Origin of the sequence: Flavobacterium sp. UBA5153, from assembly GCA_002413745.1 — a bacterium.
GTDB lineage: Bacteria > Bacteroidota > Bacteroidia > Flavobacteriales > Flavobacteriaceae > Flavobacterium.
This window is the reverse complement of record DHXP01000073.1, coordinates 39,725-58,636: the sequence shown is the minus strand read 5'-3', so window position 1 is coordinate 58,636 and position 18,912 is coordinate 39,725. Positions and strand designations below refer to the sequence as shown.

Genomic DNA, 18,912 nt, shown 5'->3' with positions numbered 1-18,912 from the left:
TTTTATTATTTATTTGTTAATATTAATTCTAATTCTTTTTTCCAGTGTTCGTATGCTTCTATGTAAGGTTCATTATTTTTTAAAGGCAAATAGGTCATTACATGGTCATTCTTAATAATGTTTTCTCCAAATTTTTCGAAATCACCATCAATGAGTCCAACTGCTCTGGCTGCACCAACAGATCCAGTCGTGTTATAGATTTCTATTTCGTGACCAATAAGCGTTGCTACTGTATTCGAAAAAATTTCTGAACGAAACAAATTGTCGTTTCCGGCTCTTATTACCGTTATTTCGGCATCATCATTTTTTAAAATCTCCATCCCGTAAACAAATGAAAAAGCAATGCCTTCCAATGCCGCTCTATATAAATGTCCATGGCTGTGTTTATTGAAATTCAGATTCAAAATATGGCTGTCTATATTTTTATTATTCAACATGCGCTCTGCCCCATTTCCAAAAGGAATTACTACTACACCATCTGAACCTACGGGAACTTTTGACGCTTTTCTGTTCATATTTTCGTAAGAATCTACAGCACTATGATTTCGTAACCATCTGTATTGAATTCCTGCTCCATTGATACATAATAACTTTCCTACTGTTGGATTTTCATCTGTATAATTAACATGCACAAAGCTGTTTATTCTCGAAGTTTCTTTAGATTTTAACTTGTCGGTAACGGCATATATAACTCCAGAAGTCCCGCCAGTAGCTGCTACTTCCCCAGGTTTAAATATATTTAACGACAACGCATTGTTAGGTTGATCTCCCGCTCTGTAAACCACTGGAATGCCAATAGGAAGACCTACTTCTTTAGATGCTTGTGCATTCAATATACCTTGATTAGTGAAATTTTCAACAATTGTAGGTGTTAATGATTGATCTATTCCGTAATAATCCAATAACCAATTGGCCACTTTATTTTCTTTATAGTCCCAAAGCATACCTTCAGACAAACCATTTTTGGTGGTTGTTATTTCTCCGGTCAGTTTATAGGCAATAAAATCTCCCGGTAACATATATTTATAAATTTTTTCATAAATAGCCGGCTCATTTTCTTTTACCCATTTTAATTTAGAAGCTGTGAAATTACCTGGCGAATTCAATAAATGAGTTGCGCATTTTTCTTCTCCTAATTCCGCAAAGGCTTTATCTCCAATTTCTATTGCCCTACTATCACACCAAATTATGGAGTTGCGTAAAGAGTTCCCTTCTTTATCAACCACAACCAATCCATGCATCTGGTATGATATCCCTATACCTGTAATCTTGGATGCATCAATATTTGCTTCTTTGATTGCCCTTTTCGTGGCGACACATATATGTTGCCACCAAATCTCGGGATCTTGTTCTGCCCAATCTTTGTGATAAGCAATAATTGCCATTTCATCCTGTGGCTCATGGATTGCAATTATTTTTTCTCCTGTTGATGCTTCAACCAAGGCTACCTTGACCGAAGAACTTCCTATGTCATATCCTATATAATACATAATTTATAATGATTCTCTTAATATTAAATTTGTTGATACATAATACTGCATCGGTTCGTCTTTTGTAATAAATTCAGCTCCTTTGGTCCCTAATTCTTTAAAATCAGTAGATATTACTGAAATCCCCTTATAAATGAATTTTTTCATGGGAGTTTCATTGTAGGACAAGAAGCCCACATCCTTTCCGGGTTCAAAGTCCTTTTCTCGACATTGCTCTAAGAATATTCCGAGAATTCTGTCGCTTACACTTATATATGCCTTATTTTTTTCTATATTGAAGTCGTTGGGATTGGTAATAATTTTATAATTAAAATTAAATTCTTCACAAAACTTTTTGAAAAAATCAACCGTCTCTGTTGGATGATTCGTATAAGTTGGGTATACAAAATCAATTTCCTTATATTTTCTAAATAAATCAATGGCTCCTTTTAAAGATTCATAAAATGCTTTTCCAAAATCTTGAAAAACATAATTATTTTTAGGTTTGGAATGTATATTCCAATCAATCAATAATAGTTTGTCATTTGCAATATTGGACAAGACAGAAGCTACTTCTTTATGATCAAAATTCATCACGACATATTTATAATATTTCCCAATGCTGTTGTTAATGATGGTTTTAAAATTGTCTATGTTATAATGATGAAACTGCACATCAGTAATAATATTATCAGGCAAATTATTCACAAATGAATGGTATAAAACTTCTTTATACGCCTTAAATGTATCTAGTACTAAAAGTACTTTCCTGGTTTCACCCGCTACATAATATCCTTTGTTTGGAACAGATTCAATAACCCTTTGATCTTTTAAAATCGAATAAGCCTTAAAAACAGTGTCTCTTGACAAATGATTTGTTTTACAAATGCTATTCACCGAAGGCAACAAATCGCCCTTATCTAGAATATTTTCAGCTATAGCATTATTAATGGAATTAACCAATTGCTGATATTTAGGGACATCACTATCGTGATTAATAATAAAAGCAAAATTCTTTTCATTCATAATTAGCGTACTGTTCTGTTCCGGTACGCTAAATTAATTATATTTTTTAGAATAAAAAAATAATTAAAAATATTTTTTTATTATTTTTAGATTGTCTCTTAATTTTTATTTTCAAAATGGTTTGCTGATGCATACATTGCCAAATAAGTACCTACAAAACCTTTTGCTTCTTTCGTGCTCAATATAATAGCATCTATGTCTTTTGCTAATAGTTTCCAATCCTCTTTTTCAGAAGTTTTATAATAAAAATCATAATAACGTTTTTTTCCTTCAATCTTTAAATACAGGTCTTTTGAATTATCGCTTAATTCATTTTTCGCAAGAATGGTTGGTGTTCCATTATTTACAGTTGCTGCAGTTTCTTCAAGATAAACTTCTGTTTTACCATTAGAATTGAAACGTTTCCCCAGCAATAAATACTGCTTTTCGTTTTGAAAAGCCACCAATCCAGCTGTTTGTAAAGTATTAGTCAATGTATAATTTAACTTTGTAGAAGCTTCAAATTGCAAATGCTGTTGTCTCCTGCCAATGAAAGAAAAATTTGTTTCCGTGTGAATGGATTCCTTTCGAGGTTTGATGTAAAGTTTACCTCCATTTAATTCATACCATTTTTCCAATGGAGTTCTTATAAAATTCCATTTAAAATCAAGCTTGTCTTTATTAAAATCATCCCGAGAAACAAAATTTCCATTCATGGCAGCCATTTTCTCTTTTGAAGCAGCTAAGTTTGGTTTTTTGTTTACAAAAGGCAGAGGTTTATTTCCGTCAACAATGGTTGGCCAACCGTATTTCCATTCGACGGGCATCATAAAAGTTTCTCTTCCCGTATTATATAATTCCATGCCGTAAGGCCTACAAGCCAAAAAAACCGCCCACCAATCACCATTGGATAATTGAACAAAATCAGCATGACCAGAAGTAGAAATTTCATTTTTTCTGTCTCGATCTAAAAAGGTTTGGGTCATTATAGGATTGTTTTCATAACTTTCGTAAGGTCCATAAACATTTTTACTCCTAAAGACAACTTCAGAGTGATTGTAACCTGTTCCGCCCTGAGCACAAATCAAATAATAAAACCCCTCTTTTTTAAATATATGTGGAGCTTCAATCCAAACGGGTTTTTTAGCCATATCTGTTCCTCCATTAACAATAAGTTTTGATTCACTTACAATTTTATGATTTTCAATATCATATTCAAATGTATAAATTGCCCTATGTCCGTTATGTAACGAAATATTATTTGGCGGTGGTCCATTATGAGTAATATAAACTTTACCATCTTCATCAAAGAAAAGATCGGGATCAATACCGTTAACTCCAGGAATCCATACGGGATTTGACCAAGGTCCTTGTGGATTTTTAGCAGTAACAATGAAATTTCCTCCACTGGAAACATTGGTACAAATAACATAAAAGATACCTTTATTGTATCTAATCGTAGGGGCGTACATTCCACGAGAAACACCTGCTCCGGAAAAATCAGCTTGTTCTTTTCGGTCAATTATATTCCCAATTTGTTTCCAATTGACCATATCAGTACTTTCAAAAATGGGCAATCCAGGAAAATATACAAATGAAGAGTTTACTAAATAAAACTTTTCTCCTACTCTACAAATACTTGGGTCTGGATAAAATCCTGCCAAAATCGGATTTAAGTATTCATCATCAGATTTTGAAATAGTTTTGTAGATGTCGTCTTTTCCTTGATAATCAAACCAATCAAAAGCAGCATAATTCGAATACGCAATCGGTTGTGTTTTTTGGAAAATTTTTTTACATGAAAAAGTTGAAACCAACAATAATGCAAAAAATGATATTCTAAGAAATTTTGGATTAAATAATGACATACAAATTGTTTACTAAAAGGTGAGTTTGAATTAAAAAATAATCCACATTTAAATTGTTTAAATATAATCTTTATTTTTTAAAAAATAAAGATTATTCTTGAATTTATATTACCCAATGTATGGGTATGCAAATAAAAATATTTGTCCAAATAAAATTTATTTAAAAACTGTATATTTGTATTTGAACCACTTTTTTAATTTATGAAAGAAACTAAAGATGTTACCATCTATGACATTGCTGAAAGATTAAACCTTGCAACCTCAACAATTTCAAGAGCTTTAAAAGATCATCATACAATAAGCGCAAAAACAATAAAAAAAGTAAAGAAGATGGCCGATGAAATGGGCTATCGACCTAATACTTTGGCTGCTGGTTTACGCGGTAACAAAACTAAAACAATTGGTGTATTAATATCTCGAATTAATAGACCCTTCATATCTTCATTAATTAGCGGCATCGAAGAAACCGCGCAGAAAGCAGGATATAATGTTATTATAACTCAAAGCCACGATTCCTACACGGATGAAGTCGATTTGGCAAAAGCCTTATATAGCAGTAGAGTTAGCGGTATAATATGTTCCTTGGCGATGGAAACCCGTGACACATCCCATTTTCAACAGTTTATGGATAAAAATATTCCATTAGTTTTTGTTGACAGGGTTCCTAAAGAATTTAACACCTACCGTGTAATGATCGATAATTATTCTGCGGGTTATAAAGCAACAAAACATTTGATTGAACAAGGTTGTAAGCGCATTGCGCATTTCGCCGGGTCGCAACACAGAAATACTTATAGCGAACGGAAAAGAGGCTATGTCGATGCTTTAATAGAATATAATTTGCCGGTTGATGAAGATTTGATAATCAACTTTACCACGATGAGTTATGAAGAAGGAGAAAAGGCAAGTAATTATTTGTTTGATTTAGCAAACCCTCCAGATGGTATTTTTTCTTCGAATGATACCGCTGCCGTCAGTGCAATTCAATGTGCCAAAAAGAGAGGATTAAAAATACCTCAAGATGTTGCCATTATAGGTTTTAATGATGATCCAATAGCTTCAATTATTGACCCTGGATTATCCACCATTACCCATCCAGCCGTGAAAATGGGACAGACCTCTGCCAAGAAAATTTTAAGCCATTTAAAATCATCAAAAAAAGATAACCTCACCGAAATCACCTTTTTAAACACTGAAGTGTTGGTAAGGGAATCATCAAAAAGAAAATAAGGAAAAACCCTTATGATGAAGTAGAAACGCTTTTTTATTTCTTTTTCAGTTCAAAAGGCGTTGAAGGCAAACCTTCATTTGTAAATAGATTTGCGTCCGAAGGATTATTATCCCAAGCATATCGAACCACGGTTGGATTAACTATATTTTCATTCCAAACTTCAACTTTATTACCTATAATTTTGGCTTTTGCCCAAACAAAATTTTTGCCGTCATTCGAAATTGAGAAACTCTTTAAGTCACTTCCCTTTTTTACTATTAATCCGCCACCAACATTCTCAAACGAAATGATCACTTTGTTTTTTTTAAATTTTGAATTACTTGGTATTGGACTAGATGCATAAATATTGTTTTCTCCATAAGCAATTTTACGTGCTAATAAAGCTAAACGATTACTAACGGCTTCTTTGTTTAAAGGGTGAATGTCATTCCATTCGCCTAAATCTATTGCAACAGCCATCCCTGTATTCGTAACACTAAGTGTTTCTAATTGAGATTGTCTTAAAGCTGCCCAATTGCTTTCTCTTGGTTCCGGATAAGCTTCCATAAAGTTAGGCAATTGTACAAAAAGAAACGGAAAATCGCCCTGATTCCATTTCTGTCTCCAATCATTTATAAGTGCAGGAAATGTTTTGGCATATTCACTTGGATTGGACGTGTTTGATTCCCCTTGGTACCATAAAGCCCCTTTGATAGTAAAATTAATTAGAGGAGAAATCATCCCATTATATAATCCTTCCGGTTTCCAGCGAATAAAAGTTGGTCCGTCTAATGGTTTCATGGTTGTTCCCAACTTATATTTCCATTTGCCTTTTAAATCTATAGTATCGTTACCCACTGCCAAGTAATAGGGTTTATCTAAAACAAATCCACCATTACCTGAATTATTGATTACTCTAACCGTGATTGTGTTTTTTCCTTCTTTTAAAATTGTTGGTTTTACTTCATATCTACGCGGTGGATATTGATAACCTGTAGTGCCTATCAATTCACCATTTACATAAACAAAATCTTGGTCAACAATACGACCCATATATAATTTTGCAGGTTTACCAACCATTGATTTAGGAACTTCTATTTCTTTTCTAAACCAAACGACGCCGTTTACATTTCCAATGGATTGATTAGCCCAAAACCCTGGAATTTCCATTAGATCCCAATCACTATCATCAATATCGGGTTGACTCCAATTTAGTTTGTTTTCTGAAATCCCTTTGTCATTAGCATTTAGTTCATTATACCAGTCATCACTTCTTTTTTTGTCACTAGTTTCTATTTGCTTAATTAGCTCATCATTTTTAAACTTTTGTGCCTCATCATAAGCTTTTGGAAACGCTACCAATGCATCTTCGCTCATCCAAGCTTCCACAGGTGAACCTCCCAATGCTGTGTTAATTAGACCTATAGGAACGTGGTTTTTTTCATAAATTTCTTTGGCAAAGAAGTAAGCAACAGCAGAAAAATTAAGCACACTTTCGGGATTAGCAGCTATCCAATTCCCTGATTCTAAATCGTCCTGTTCTTTTTTGAAATCATATCTATCCGCCACTAAAAATTGTCTAATATTGGAATTTTTGGATTTTTTGATGACTTCGCCATACTTTTCTTTAACCCGTTCCATTGGGAGTTCCATATTGGATTGTCCAGAACATATCCAAACATCCCCAAACAGCACGTCTTGAATTTTTATTTCATTACTAGCTTCAAATGTCATTTCATAGGGTCCACCAGCATTTTGAGCAGGCAACATAATTTTCCAATTACCGTATGGGTCAGCTTGTGTTTTATATGTTTTTTCTTTGAATGCCAATACAACTTTTTCATTTGGTGATGCCCATCCCCAGATTTTAATTTCTGTATTTCTTTGCAATATAACCCCATCGCTAATTAATCTTGGCAATCTAATTTGACATATCAAATTCACAGACTGAAAGAAAAAAAGAACCAATAATACTATTTTGAATTTGTTCATTTACAGTTTTTTTTAAATTTACTATTAACCACTTAAAAATAAAGTTTTAACACTTTGTGTCTAAAATTCTACTATTCAACTTTTTTCATTTGTCCAATTCGGGTGTAATAAACGAACCTGTTTTTTTGACCCAACTCCTAAAATCATATCCGGACATTCGATAACACAATACTTTCCCAATTCATTAAAAATTTCATGAACACAAATTTGGCATCCACTCCAAATTTCACCAAAGAGTTCTCTACATTGAGTTCTCTTCCTCCGTAATCAGCATTGCAGCTTGTTGCCTATGAAAATATTAAATATTCTTTTGTTGAAAGTCTAAGCAAGACTTCACTAAATCAATTAGTTATTCTTTTAATAGTTGTCTATCCTAAATTAGGAAAGTTAAAATAATCTTTTGCGTTGTTGTAACAAATATCTTGTACAATCTTTCCAATCCATTTAATATCATTGGGTAATTCTCCGTTTTTAATGTCATTGCCAAAGATATTACATAAAATACGCCTATAGTATTCATGTCTTGGAAAAGATAAAAAACTGCGACTATCCGTCAGCATTCCTAAAGAACTGCTCAAAAGCCCCGTATTTGACAAAGAATTTATTTGTTTTGTAATGCCTTCTTTTTGGTCTAAAAACCACCAGGCGGCACCAAATTGTACTTTTCCTTTTATTCCGTCCTCACTAAAGTTCCCCGCCATGGTTGCAAAAACTTCATTGTCAGCTGGATTTGAATTGTACAAGATCGTTTTGGGAAGACTTCCTTTCTCATTTAATCGATTTAAAAAATTGGCAAGATGTATTGCATGTTGAAAATCACCAATACTGTCAACCCCAGCATTAATCCCAATCTTTTCTAACAATGACTTGTTTGTATCTCGCAAAGGCCCTAAATGCAATTGCATCGTCCATTTTTTTTCTGCATAGAACGTTCCCAAATAAAATAAAATGGCAGATTTAAATTTTAATATTTCCGCTTCGGTAATTGTTTTTTCCGCTAATCTATTCTTTAAAATAACATCTGCTTCTTTTTCATCAAAATCATACCCGTATGCATGAGGTAATCCGTGATCCGACAGTCTGCATCCATTTTCATGGAAATAGTCAACTCTGCTTTTTGCAGCCGTTAAAAGTGATTCAAGATTGAATATTTTGATATCAGTTATCTTTGAAAGATTTTCCAAATAACCGACAAAATCTTTTTTATCTATATCAACAATCCTATCAGGCCGAAACGTAGGCAAAACTCTGGTTTCAAATTCCGAATTGGAAATTTTTTGATGATGTGATAAATCATCCAATGGGTCATCAGTTGTACAAATAACTTCAACATTCATACTTTTTAAAAGTCCTTGTGTTGAAAATTCCGGTTTCTTCAATAACTCATTACATTGATTATAAATTGCTGATGATGTAGTGGGATTTAAGATTTCTTCAATTCCAAAGTATCTTTGAAGTTCCAAATGAGACCAATGATACAAAGGGTTTCGTAACGTATAAGGAACGGTGGAAGCCCATTTATCAAACTTTTCTTCGTCAGAACTTTTACCAGTTATGTATTTCTCGGCGATACCCAAACCACGCATCGCCCGCCATTTATAATGATCCCCTTCCAGCCAAAGTTTTGTCATGTTTTCAAAACTTCGGTTAGCGGCAATCTCATTCGGAGGCAAATGGTTATGATAATCTATAATAGGTAAATCTTTGGCATACTCGTGATAAAGCTCTTGAGCAAATTCAGTTTCCAATAGGAAGTTATTATCAATAAAATTCTTCATTAATTTTTTATTTTTTTAATAACTATTTTACGGTGATTAAAGCCTCTGCCATTTTAGGTGCCCCAAGTTCGAAGCTTCTTTTCATAGGACTGGAACCACCTACATAAATTTTGAATTCCCCTGATTCAATACTACGTGAACCGTCATTCTTTACTATTTCGAATGCTTTTGGAGTCAAACGAAATGAAACCTCTGTAGTTTCTCCAGGCTCTAAAGTGATTCGCCCCATATTCGTCAATTGAAAATTAGGCACCTCAACGGAGGCGACCAAATCCGAAACATACAACTGCACCACTTCGTCCGATTTTACTTTGCCTGAATTGGTGACCTTGACAGAAACGACAAGATTCTCTTTTTTGGAAATACTTTTTGAAGACAGTTTTGCTTCACCATAAGTAAAGTTAGTATAACTTAATCCAAACCCAAATGGATATAATGGATCTACATTCATATACTTATACGTTCTGCCTTTCATGGAGTAATCTTCATAAGGAGGTAATTGATCCAACGATTTAGGAAATGTAATGGGTAACTTCCCGGAAGGCGATATTTTTCCGAAAAGAATATCTGCTACGGCAGTTCCTCCTTCTTCACCCGGATACCAAACCAACAATACCGCATCTGCCAACTCTTGAACTTCGGCTAGATTCATTGGGCTTCCGCCAGTGATAATAGCTACAATTGGTTTTTTATTCACTGGGTTTTTGTCGGCAGCTTTTCTTAAATTCCTGAGATAATCGATTTGGCTTTGAGGCAAATTATAATCTAATCTGTCACCTGCCGTTGGCGAAGCTAATGATTCTCCTTCTTCCCCTTCTAATAAGCTGGAAATTCCCAATACTGCAATAGTCACATCACTATTTGAGGCATTTCCGCTGGCCCAATCAATAGGATTCACGGCGGCTTGGTTAAGCATTGCTCCCAATCTATATTGTAGTTGACTTGCAGGATTTACAGCCGCGGCAATACCTTCTAAAATAGTTACCATATTAGGATTTACTCCATAATAATTTCCTAAAAGTATTTCTGTATTGGCAGAATTTGGCCCAGTGACAAAATATTTTGAAAGGTCATTTTTTAGAGGTAAAATGCCATTGTTTTTTAATAGTACGATTCCTTTTTCTGCAACTTCTTTTGCCAATGCTCTATGCTCCTTACTGTCCACAACATCTGCTGAAATGGCATCATAAGGGTTACTCCCCATTGGATCAAATAAGCCAAGTTTGAATCTGGTTCTTAATAAAATAGCCAATTGATCATCGATTTCTTTTTCTGTAATCAAGCCTTTTTTAACAGCTTCCGGTAATGCCGTATATGAATCTCCGCAATTTAGACTTACTCCGCTTTTTAGAACTAGAGCAGCCGCTTCTGCTTGCGTTTCCACTACTCCGTGTCCTCCTTTTCCTTTTGGAGTATAAAAATCGTCTATCGCCCCACAATCAGTTAGCACATGCCCTTTAAAATGCCATTGCTTTCTTAAAACATCGGTAATTAAGTATTTATTTGCACAACAAGGTTCTCCATTAGTGCTGTTATAAGCGCACATCACTGCTTCAACTTTAGCCTCTACCAATGCCTGAAAAGCCGGCAAATAGGTTTCCCATAGATCTTTCTGTGTCACTTCGGCATTAAATTCATGCCTCAATTTTTCAGGACCACTATGTACCGCAAAGTGCTTGGCGCAAGCAGCTGTTTTTAAATATTTTGGATTATCGCCCTGTAAACCTTTTACAAATGCAGTTCCTATTGTAGCCGTCAAGAAAGGATCTTCACCATAGGTTTCCTGACCACGCCCCCAACGGGGATCTCTAAATATATTAATATTAGGAGTCCAAAAGGTTAATCCGCCATATTGCTTATTATAACCTTTGGCTTTTGCCGCATTATGCATTGCTCGAGCCTCATCAGAAATTGCCGAAGAAACCCTATAGGCTAAATCCCCGTCAAAGGTAGCTCCAAGCCCGATAGCTTGAGGAAAAACAGTTGCAACTCCCGAGCGACCCACGCCATGAAGCGCTTCATTCCAATAACTATAAGGAGGAATTCCCAAACGCTCAATCGCAGAAGTATTATGCATCATTTGATCTGCTTTTTCTTCTAATGTCAATCTTGAAATTAAATCTTGAATTCTTATATCAATCGACAGGGCAGGATTATAAAAAGGCAGGGAGCCGTGTTTTTTATCAATTGTTTGACCCTTGCATGGAATAATTACTAACAATAATAGTAGGTGGAATAATTTTCTTGAAATTGTTTTCATAAGTATTAATCTGTAAGTTTATATTGAGGAGTTTACAAAGATTTAAAAAAAATACACGAAAATTTTTTTCTTAAACTTCAATGTTTTACATTTACGCAACCGATTGCAAATATAAAATAAAATATTTTACAAATCCTAAAAACACAACGTTTTTAGTGTGCAGCTCCAAATTATTTTGTTTTTAATGTTAAATATCTCATTATTAGAACCAAGATAACGAAATGACAATGAATTTTATGAAATACCTTATAAAACAATCTATACCTCTACTGCTTTTCCTTTTTGGCTTCTACAGTACCGCATCAGCTCAAGAGGATTATAAATTATGGCTTCAGTATGAGAAAGTCCAGGATCCTAAATTAGTGTTGGAATACACGTCCAAAATTCGTGGAATTGTTGCCTTGGGTGATTCTGAAACTATTCAAGTATCATTAAAAGAAATGCAACTCGGGCTATCCGGTTTATTAGGAAATCAAATTTCAACGCAGCGAAATGTGGATGGAGAAAACGTATTGATTTTTGGCTCTAAATCTTCTCTAAATGATGGTATCCTAAAAAATCTAAAAAACGAGTTTAATCAAATAAATGAGGAAGGATTCATCATTAAAACAATTAAACTAAAAGACAAAAATCACATCCTAATTACAGGCAAAACCGACGTAGGTGTTTTATATGGTGTTTTTAATTTTTTAAGACTCCTTCAAACAAATAAACCCATTGAAAATTTAAATATCGTCGATTCTCCAAAAATAAATATTCGAATGCTGAATCATTGGGATAATTTAGACCGAACCGTAGAGCGTGGATATGCCGGTTTTTCGCTTTGGAATTGGCAAAAATTACCCGATTTTATAGATCAACGCTACATTGATTATGCCCGTGCAAATGCTTCAATTGGAATCAATGGTACGGTCTTGACAAATGTGAATGCCAATGCATTAATATTAACACCACAGTATTTAGAAAAAGTCGAAGCCTTGGCAAAAGTTTTCAGACCTTATGGATTAAAGGTGTATTTGACCGCTCGATTTTCGGCTCCAATGGAAATAGGCGGGTTAAAAACCGCTGATCCTTATGATGCTGAAGTTATTAATTGGTGGAAAGAAAAAGCAAAGGAAATTTATGCGAGGATTCCAGATTTTGGCGGATTCTTGGTAAAAGCAAATTCCGAAGGACAACCAGGTCCACAAAATTATGGCAGAAACCACGTTGATGGCGCAAATATGTTAGCAGATGCTGTCGCACCTTTCGGCGGAATAGTGATGTGGAGAGCATTTGTCTATTCTGAGCATGATGTTTCTGACAGAGCGAAACAGGCTTATAGCGAATTTGTACCCTATGATGGGCAATTTAGAAATAATGTGATTGTTCAGGTAAAAAATGGCGCAATTGATTTTCAACCAAGAGAACCCTTTCATCCAATGTTTGGGGCTATGCCTAAAACTCCCTTGATGATGGAATTCCAAATTACCCAGGAATATTTGGGTTTCAGTACCCACTTGGTATACCTTCCAAAATTATATCAAGAAGTTTTAGAATCCGATACTTATAGAAAAGGAAAAGGCTCAACAGTTGCCAAAGTGATTGATGGATCCTTAGATAATCATAAAATTACTGGAATAGCGGGAGTCTCCAATATTGGCAATGATATCAATTGGACAGGCCATCCTTTTGCGCAGGCCAATTGGTACGGCTTTGGCAGACTGGCTTGGAATCCCTATTTAGATTCTGAAGTTATAGCTGATGAATGGTTGCGAATGACTTTTTCTAATGATATCAATTTCGTTAATCCAATTAAAGAAATGATGCTACAATCAAGAGAAGCGGTTGTCAATTATATGACGCCTCTGGGATTGCATCATATTATGGATACGGGTCATCATTATGGACCAGGACCGTGGGTTAGTAACCTCTCAAGACCGGAGTGGAATCCTGTTTATTATCATAAAGCCGATAAAAACGGAATAGGATTTGACCGATCTAAAACAGGAAGTAATGCAACCGGACAATATGCTCCAGAAATTGCAAAGGTGTTTGACAATGTTGCCACCTGCCCGGAAAAAGATCTTTTATGGTTTCACCATTTGTCTTGGGATTACAAACTGAAAAATGGTCGGACACTTTGGGACGGGATGGCGCTGAAATACCAACAAGGTGTTGATGAAGTGGCAACAATGAATTCCACTTGGAATAAAATGGGCAACTATGTAGATGAACCAAGATTCAAAGAAGTTCAAATGCTACTAAACATACAGTACAAAGAGGCAAAATGGTGGCGGGATGCTTGCCTGTTATATTTTCAACAATTTTCAGGAAAAGAATTGCCAAAAGGCGTTGAAAAACCAACGCAAACTTTAGAATATTTTCAATCCTTGAAATTTCCATTCGCCCCAGGAAGATAATTAATTACAAAAAATAATCAAAAAGTAATATGAATACTAAAATAGCAATTGTTACGGGAGGTAATTCCGGTTTAGGTTTTGCAACGGCAAAAAAATTATGTGATAACGGCATCAAGACTTTTATCATAGGAAGATCTAAAGATAAAACGGAAGAGGCCTGTGCCGAAATAGGTCCAAACGCAATACCTGTAATTTTTGATTTGAATAATTTAGAAGGGATTCCCGCTATGATTAAAGAGGTTGCTAAAGATGGCAACATAGATATTTTGGTTAATAATGCCGGAATCAATCTTAAAAAAGATTTTCTTGAAGTAACTGACGAGGATTTTCTATCCATTATTCACACCAATGTTTTGAGTGTTTTTGCTGTGAGCCGAGAAGTTGTAAAAGTAATGAAAAATCACGGAGGAGGAAGTATTATCAATATTAGTTCTATGGCATCCCAATATGGCATCCCAAAAGTAATTGCTTATTCAGCAAGTAAGGGTGCGATTGAAGCGATGACTAGAGCAATGGCAGTTGAATTGGCGCAATTTGGAATTCGTACAAACTGTGTTGCTCCAGGATTTATAAAAACAAAAATGTCGGCAAAAGCCCTAGACAGTGATCCAGAAAGAAAAAACAAAGTCCTTTCGAGAACCCCAATGGGTATTTTAGGAGAGCCTTCGGATATTGCTGACGCTGTTTATTATTTTGCTACCAGTGAATCTAAATTTACAACGGGAACAATACTCCCTGTTGATGGCGGAAACAGTATCGGATTTTAAAAGATGAATAAAATGAGAAGAATGCAACAAACAATGCGTTGGTTTGGTCCAAACGATACAATCTCTTTAAGAGATATTAGACAATGTGGTGTAACGGGAATTGTAACGGCATTGCACCAAATACCTGTGGGTGATGTTTGGACAGTTGAAGACATTAAAGAAAGACAACAAATAGTCCGAAATGCGGGAATGGAATGGACAGTGATTGAAAGCTTACCCGTACATGAAGATATTAAAAAGGCAAATGGACAATACTTACAATACATTGAAAACTATAAAATTAGTTTAAAAAATGTAGCTGATTGTGGCATCAAGGTGGTTACCTATAATTTTATGCCTATTCTGGATTGGGTACGAACGGATCACGCTTTTGAAAATCCGGACGGCTCCAAAGCACTACTTTATAACCAAGTTGCTTTTAACTATTTTGATCTCTTTTTATTAAAAAGACCCAATGTCGAAAATGATTATTCGGATGAGGAAAAACAAATCGCTTTAGCCTACGGAAATACGCTTTCCGAAGCAGAAAAACAGTTATTATTTAAAAATGTGCTTCTTGGATTGCCCGGGAGTAAAGTGAATTTTACGGCAGAACAAATTTTGGCGTTACTTGACAATTACAAGGACATTGACAATGATAAATTGAGGGAGAACCTGATTCATTTTTTATCCGAAGTTGCTCCTGTTGCAGAAGAATTGGGTGTAAAATTAGCCATACATCCGGATGATCCGCCCTTTTCGGTTTTAGGATTGCCTAGAGTGGTTTGTACTGAAGAGGATATCAAAAAGATTTTTGAGGCCGTTCCGGTAAATGCGAACGGATTGTGTTATTGCACCGGTTCATTGGGTGCAAACCCTTCCAATGACTTAGTTAAAATAATAGATGATTTTGGAGATAGAATTCATTTTCTACACTTGAGAAACGTTATTAGAGATAATGAAAGTGTTTTTAGAGAATCAGAACACCTCAATGGAGATAATCCTATGGAAAGTATCATGGAAAAATTGATTGTACTGATGAATTCGAGGGGTGTCAGTTTGCCAATGCGTCCCGACCACGGTTTTCTCCATTCAATAGAGGAAGGAAAAGAACAATATCCAGGCTATTCTTTGATTGGAAGGCTTAAAGGATTGGCAGAATTACGAGGTTTGGAGAAGGGAATAATTTATAAATTAGAACAAAGATAAAATAGCTTCATAAAGTTAATCTTTTGAAAGAAGTTCTATATATTAAAATCAAAAATGAGTAATTATGATTGCCAAATAATTTTATGATGCACCCAATAAAAAAACACCCATTCGTTTTAACTACACTATTGTTCCTATTTGTAACAACAGTAAATTGTTATGCCATAAACCCTGAAAAATATGTAACAAACGAAGCTTCGCTTGAAAGTTTTCCTTTGGCGTCAAAAGGGAAAGTTGCCCCTATAATGGTAAGCAGTAATGATTTTTTGGGTGTATTGCGGGTTGTTGGACACCTTCAAAACGACATAAATAGTGTTACGGGCAAAATGCCCATGCTTTTTAAAGATCAGATAGAAACTTCAAGCTATGTGGTAATTATTGGCACTTTGGGCAAAAGCCCAATCATCGATAAATTGGCAAGCGAGGGTAAAATTGACGCAACTGGACTTCAAGGAAAATGGGAAAAATTTACCACTCAAATTGTCGAAAATCCAATTGCGGGAGTTGAAAGAGCCTTGGTTATAGCAGGGTCTGATAAGCGAGGGACAATTTATGGTATTTATGATCTTTCCAACCAGATTGGAGTTTCTCCTTGGGTCTTTTGGGCGGATGTTCCCGTGAAAAAACAGTCGGAATTACACATACTTCCCGGAGTTCACTCCTTGGGGGAACCAAAAGTTAAATACAGGGGAATATTCATAAACGATGAAGCTCCCGCCCTTACTGGTTGGGCTTATGAAAATTATGGCGGTTTCAACGCTAAATTCTATGACAAGGTTTTTGAATTAATTCTTAGGATGAAAGGGAATTACTTGTGGCCGGCCATGTGGGGAAGGATGTTTTATGTGGATGATCCCCAAAACGCAGTTTTGGCAGACGAATATGGAATTGTAATGGGAACTTCGCACCATGAACCCTTAACACGTGCTCATGCAGAATGGGAAAAATCAGCTTTGGGAAAATGGGATTTCAATACTAATTCAGAAAACCTGAAAAAATTCTGGACAGAAGGAATGAAACGAATGGGAAATACCGAAACTATCGTTTCTATAGGCATGCGCGGTGACGGTGACGAACCTATGACGCAGGGCACAGCGATAGATCTTTTGGAAAATATCGTTAAAACACAACGCGAAATTATTAGTAATATCACCAAAAAACCAATTGAAAAAACGCCTCAAATGTGGGCTCTATACAAAGAAGTTCAGGATTATTATGACAAAGGCATGCGGGTGCCGGACGATGTTACCCTTTTGTTGTGTGACGATAACTGGGGGAACATTCGAAAATTGCCAAATCTAAATGCCAAACCTCGCAAAGGTGGTTATGGCATTTACTATCATTATGATTACGTGGGCGGCCCCAGAAACTATAAATGGATTAACACGAACCAAATTGAACGCACTTGGGAACAAATGCATTTGGCTTATCAATATGGCGTAGACCGGGTGTGGATTGTAAATGTTGGCGACATTAAGCCAATGGAGTTTCCTACAGAGTTCTTTTTAGATTATGCTTGGAATCCAGATATTTGGAATGCAAATAATTTGGATGACTATTATTACCAATGGTCTAAAGAAAATTTTGATGGACAATATACCGAAGGTATTGCAGACATTTTGAAAATGTATACCAAATACAATGCCCGTAGAAAACCGGAACTATTAGATCCTACAACCTACAGTTTAATCAATTATAATGAAGCTGAAAATGTTGTAAAAGAATATAATGATTTAGCTCAAAAAGCTCAAAAAATTAATGACCAACTTAAACCGGAATACAAAGATGCATATTATCAATTGATACTTTATCCTGTATTGGCAAGTGCCAATCTAAACGAGTTATATGTTACGGCAGCAAAAAATCATTTATATGCCGATCAGGGAAGAGCCTCGGCAAATGATTATGCGGAAAAGGTAAAAGAGTTGTTTAAAAAAGATGCCGAACTCACTGATTACTATCATAAAAAAATGGCAAATGGCAAGTGGAACCACATGATGTCACAGACGCATATTGGGTATACCTACTGGCAACAACCAAAAGAAAATACTATTCCGGAAACCAAAACCATTATTCCACAAAGTAACGCAGAACTTGGTATTGCTGTTGAAGGTGCTGCAAATTGGTGGCCAAACTCCGCGGAAGAAGCAATTTTACCAACCTTTAATTCTTTCGAAAACCAGACCTATTATTTTGATGTTTTTAACAGGGGAACTAAACCATTTAAATTCAAAATAACCTCAAAATCAGATTGGATAAAATTTTCTAAAACAAAGGGCGATATTGACAAAGAAGAAAGAATAACGATACAAATAGATTGGCAAAAAGCACCAAAAGGAGATTACAAAACATCCTTTATTATCTCGGCAAATAAAAAATCTATTCCTGTTTTTGTTCAGTCAAAAATGGTTGATTTAAAAAATGCGGAAGGTTTTATTGAAAGTAACGGATACATTTCTATGGAAGCTAAGGACTACACAAGAGCAGTTGCCGCTCAACCTTATGAATGGGTTACTATTCCCAATCTGGGGCGCACCTCTTCAGGAGTAAATCTACTGCCCTCTTATATGGGTCCCTTGGAAATTTCTGAAACATCTCCTAGGCTAGAATTTGATACGTACTTTTTTGAACAAGGCAATATCAAAGTTCACGCTTATTTTTCGCCAACCATTAACTATACGGTGCGCGATGGATTGAAATACGGCATTTCATTAGATGATGAAGCCCCTCAAATTATAAACGTTCACAAAGACAGTTCCGATAGTAATTGGAATACTTCAGTGGCCAATAATATTAAAATACTTACATCAAACCACGCCATTGAAAAACCGGGAAAACACACCTTGAAATTTTATGGGCTAGACAGCGGCTTGGTCTTGCAAAAAATAGTTATAGAAACAGAAAAAGGGGAATTAAAACAAACCTATCTTGGCCCTCCCGAAAGTTTTAAAATTAAAAAATAATTCGTAAATC

11 protein-coding genes are annotated in these 18,912 nt (G+C 35.3%); 5 read left to right on the top strand and 6 right to left on the bottom strand.

The window, feature by feature from the left end; genetic code table 11:
* Window positions 1–5 precede the first annotated feature (5 nt).
* The 3 genes from B2145_RS14695 to B2145_RS14685 all read right to left on the bottom strand — a co-directional run bounded on the left by B2145_RS14695 (window position 6) and on the right by B2145_RS14685 (window position 4,342).
* Window positions 6–1,490 (bottom strand): xylulokinase, encoded by a 1,485-nt coding sequence (locus tag B2145_RS14695; protein ID WP_291103809.1) that lies wholly within the window; start codon window positions 1,488–1,490, stop codon window positions 6–8.
* 3 nt (window positions 1,491–1,493) lie between these two features.
* Window positions 1,494–2,495 (bottom strand): GntR family transcriptional regulator, encoded by a 1,002-nt coding sequence (locus B2145_RS14690; protein WP_291103805.1) that lies wholly within the window; start codon window positions 2,493–2,495, stop codon window positions 1,494–1,496.
* A gap of 98 nt (window positions 2,496–2,593) precedes the next feature.
* Window positions 2,594–4,342 carry a glycoside hydrolase family 43 protein gene (locus B2145_RS14685; RefSeq protein ID WP_291103802.1) on the bottom strand — a complete coding sequence of 583 codons (1,749 nt, stop codon included), beginning with the start codon at window positions 4,340–4,342 and terminating at the stop codon, window positions 2,594–2,596.
* Window positions 4,343–4,543: 201 nt separating this feature from the next.
* Between B2145_RS14685 and B2145_RS14680 the strand changes: the two genes are divergently transcribed.
* On the top strand, window positions 4,544–5,572 hold the full coding sequence (locus B2145_RS14680) for a LacI family DNA-binding transcriptional regulator (protein ID WP_291103799.1): 1,029 nt from the start codon (window positions 4,544–4,546) through the stop codon (window positions 5,570–5,572).
* Window positions 5,573–5,606: 34 nt separating this feature from the next.
* On the opposite strand, the gene B2145_RS14675 is transcribed toward B2145_RS14680, so the two are convergent.
* The 3 genes from B2145_RS14675 to B2145_RS14665 all read right to left on the bottom strand — a co-directional run bounded on the left by B2145_RS14675 (window position 5,607) and on the right by B2145_RS14665 (window position 11,582).
* The gene (locus B2145_RS14675) at window positions 5,607–7,544 is read right to left on the bottom strand and encodes a sialate O-acetylesterase (protein ID WP_291103796.1); all 1,938 of its coding nucleotides are present in this window, start codon (window positions 7,542–7,544) and stop codon (window positions 5,607–5,609) included.
* Window positions 7,545–7,912: 368 nt separating this feature from the next.
* Window positions 7,913–9,322, bottom strand: coding sequence for a glucuronate isomerase (uxaC, locus tag B2145_RS14670; protein WP_291103793.1), 1,410 nt, complete (start codon window positions 9,320–9,322; stop codon window positions 7,913–7,915).
* A gap of 22 nt (window positions 9,323–9,344) precedes the next feature.
* On the bottom strand, window positions 9,345–11,582 hold the full coding sequence (locus B2145_RS14665) for a glycoside hydrolase family 3 N-terminal domain-containing protein (protein ID WP_291103789.1): 2,238 nt from the start codon (window positions 11,580–11,582) through the stop codon (window positions 9,345–9,347).
* Window positions 11,583–11,818: 236 nt separating this feature from the next.
* On the opposite strand from B2145_RS14665, the gene B2145_RS14660 reads away from it, so the two are divergent.
* From B2145_RS14660 to B2145_RS14645, 4 genes are all read left to right on the top strand, one after another.
* On the top strand, window positions 11,819–13,984 hold the full coding sequence (locus B2145_RS14660) for an alpha-glucuronidase family glycosyl hydrolase (protein WP_291103786.1): 2,166 nt from the start codon (window positions 11,819–11,821) through the stop codon (window positions 13,982–13,984).
* A 29-nt stretch (window positions 13,985–14,013) separates the two neighbouring features.
* The gene (locus B2145_RS14655) at window positions 14,014–14,751 is read left to right on the top strand and encodes an SDR family NAD(P)-dependent oxidoreductase (RefSeq protein WP_291103783.1); all 738 of its coding nucleotides are present in this window, start codon (window positions 14,014–14,016) and stop codon (window positions 14,749–14,751) included.
* Window positions 14,752–14,772: 21 nt separating this feature from the next.
* Window positions 14,773–15,939 carry a mannonate dehydratase gene (gene uxuA, locus B2145_RS14650; RefSeq protein WP_291104498.1) on the top strand — a complete coding sequence of 389 codons (1,167 nt, stop codon included), beginning with the start codon at window positions 14,773–14,775 and terminating at the stop codon, window positions 15,937–15,939.
* Window positions 15,940–16,022: 83 nt separating this feature from the next.
* A complete protein-coding gene (locus B2145_RS14645) occupies window positions 16,023–18,902 on the top strand; it encodes a glycosyl hydrolase 115 family protein (RefSeq protein ID WP_291103780.1) in 2,880 nt (959 codons plus the stop codon).
* Window positions 18,903–18,912 lie beyond the last annotated feature (10 nt).

Coding starts and splice junctions, on each gene's coding strand:
- uxaC (WP_291103793.1), bottom strand. CDS start 9,322: ATGAAGAATTTTATTGATAATAACTTCCTATTGGAAACTGAATTTGCT.
- B2145_RS14660 (WP_291103786.1), top strand. CDS start 11,819: ATGAAATACCTTATAAAACAATCTATACCTCTACTGCTTTTCCTTTTT.
- B2145_RS14665 (WP_291103789.1), bottom strand. CDS start 11,582: ATGAAAACAATTTCAAGAAAATTATTCCACCTACTATTATTGTTAGTA.
- B2145_RS14685 (WP_291103802.1), bottom strand. CDS start 4,342: ATGTCATTATTTAATCCAAAATTTCTTAGAATATCATTTTTTGCATTA.
- B2145_RS14645 (WP_291103780.1), top strand. CDS start 16,023: ATGATGCACCCAATAAAAAAACACCCATTCGTTTTAACTACACTATTG.
- B2145_RS14680 (WP_291103799.1), top strand. CDS start 4,544: ATGAAAGAAACTAAAGATGTTACCATCTATGACATTGCTGAAAGATTA.
- B2145_RS14655 (WP_291103783.1), top strand. CDS start 14,014: ATGAATACTAAAATAGCAATTGTTACGGGAGGTAATTCCGGTTTAGGT.
- B2145_RS14675 (WP_291103796.1), bottom strand. CDS start 7,544: ATGAACAAATTCAAAATAGTATTATTGGTTCTTTTTTTCTTTCAGTCT.
- B2145_RS14695 (WP_291103809.1), bottom strand. CDS start 1,490: ATGTATTATATAGGATATGACATAGGAAGTTCTTCGGTCAAGGTAGCC.
- uxuA (WP_291104498.1), top strand. CDS start 14,773: ATGCAACAAACAATGCGTTGGTTTGGTCCAAACGATACAATCTCTTTA.
- B2145_RS14690 (WP_291103805.1), bottom strand. CDS start 2,495: ATGAATGAAAAGAATTTTGCTTTTATTATTAATCACGATAGTGATGTC.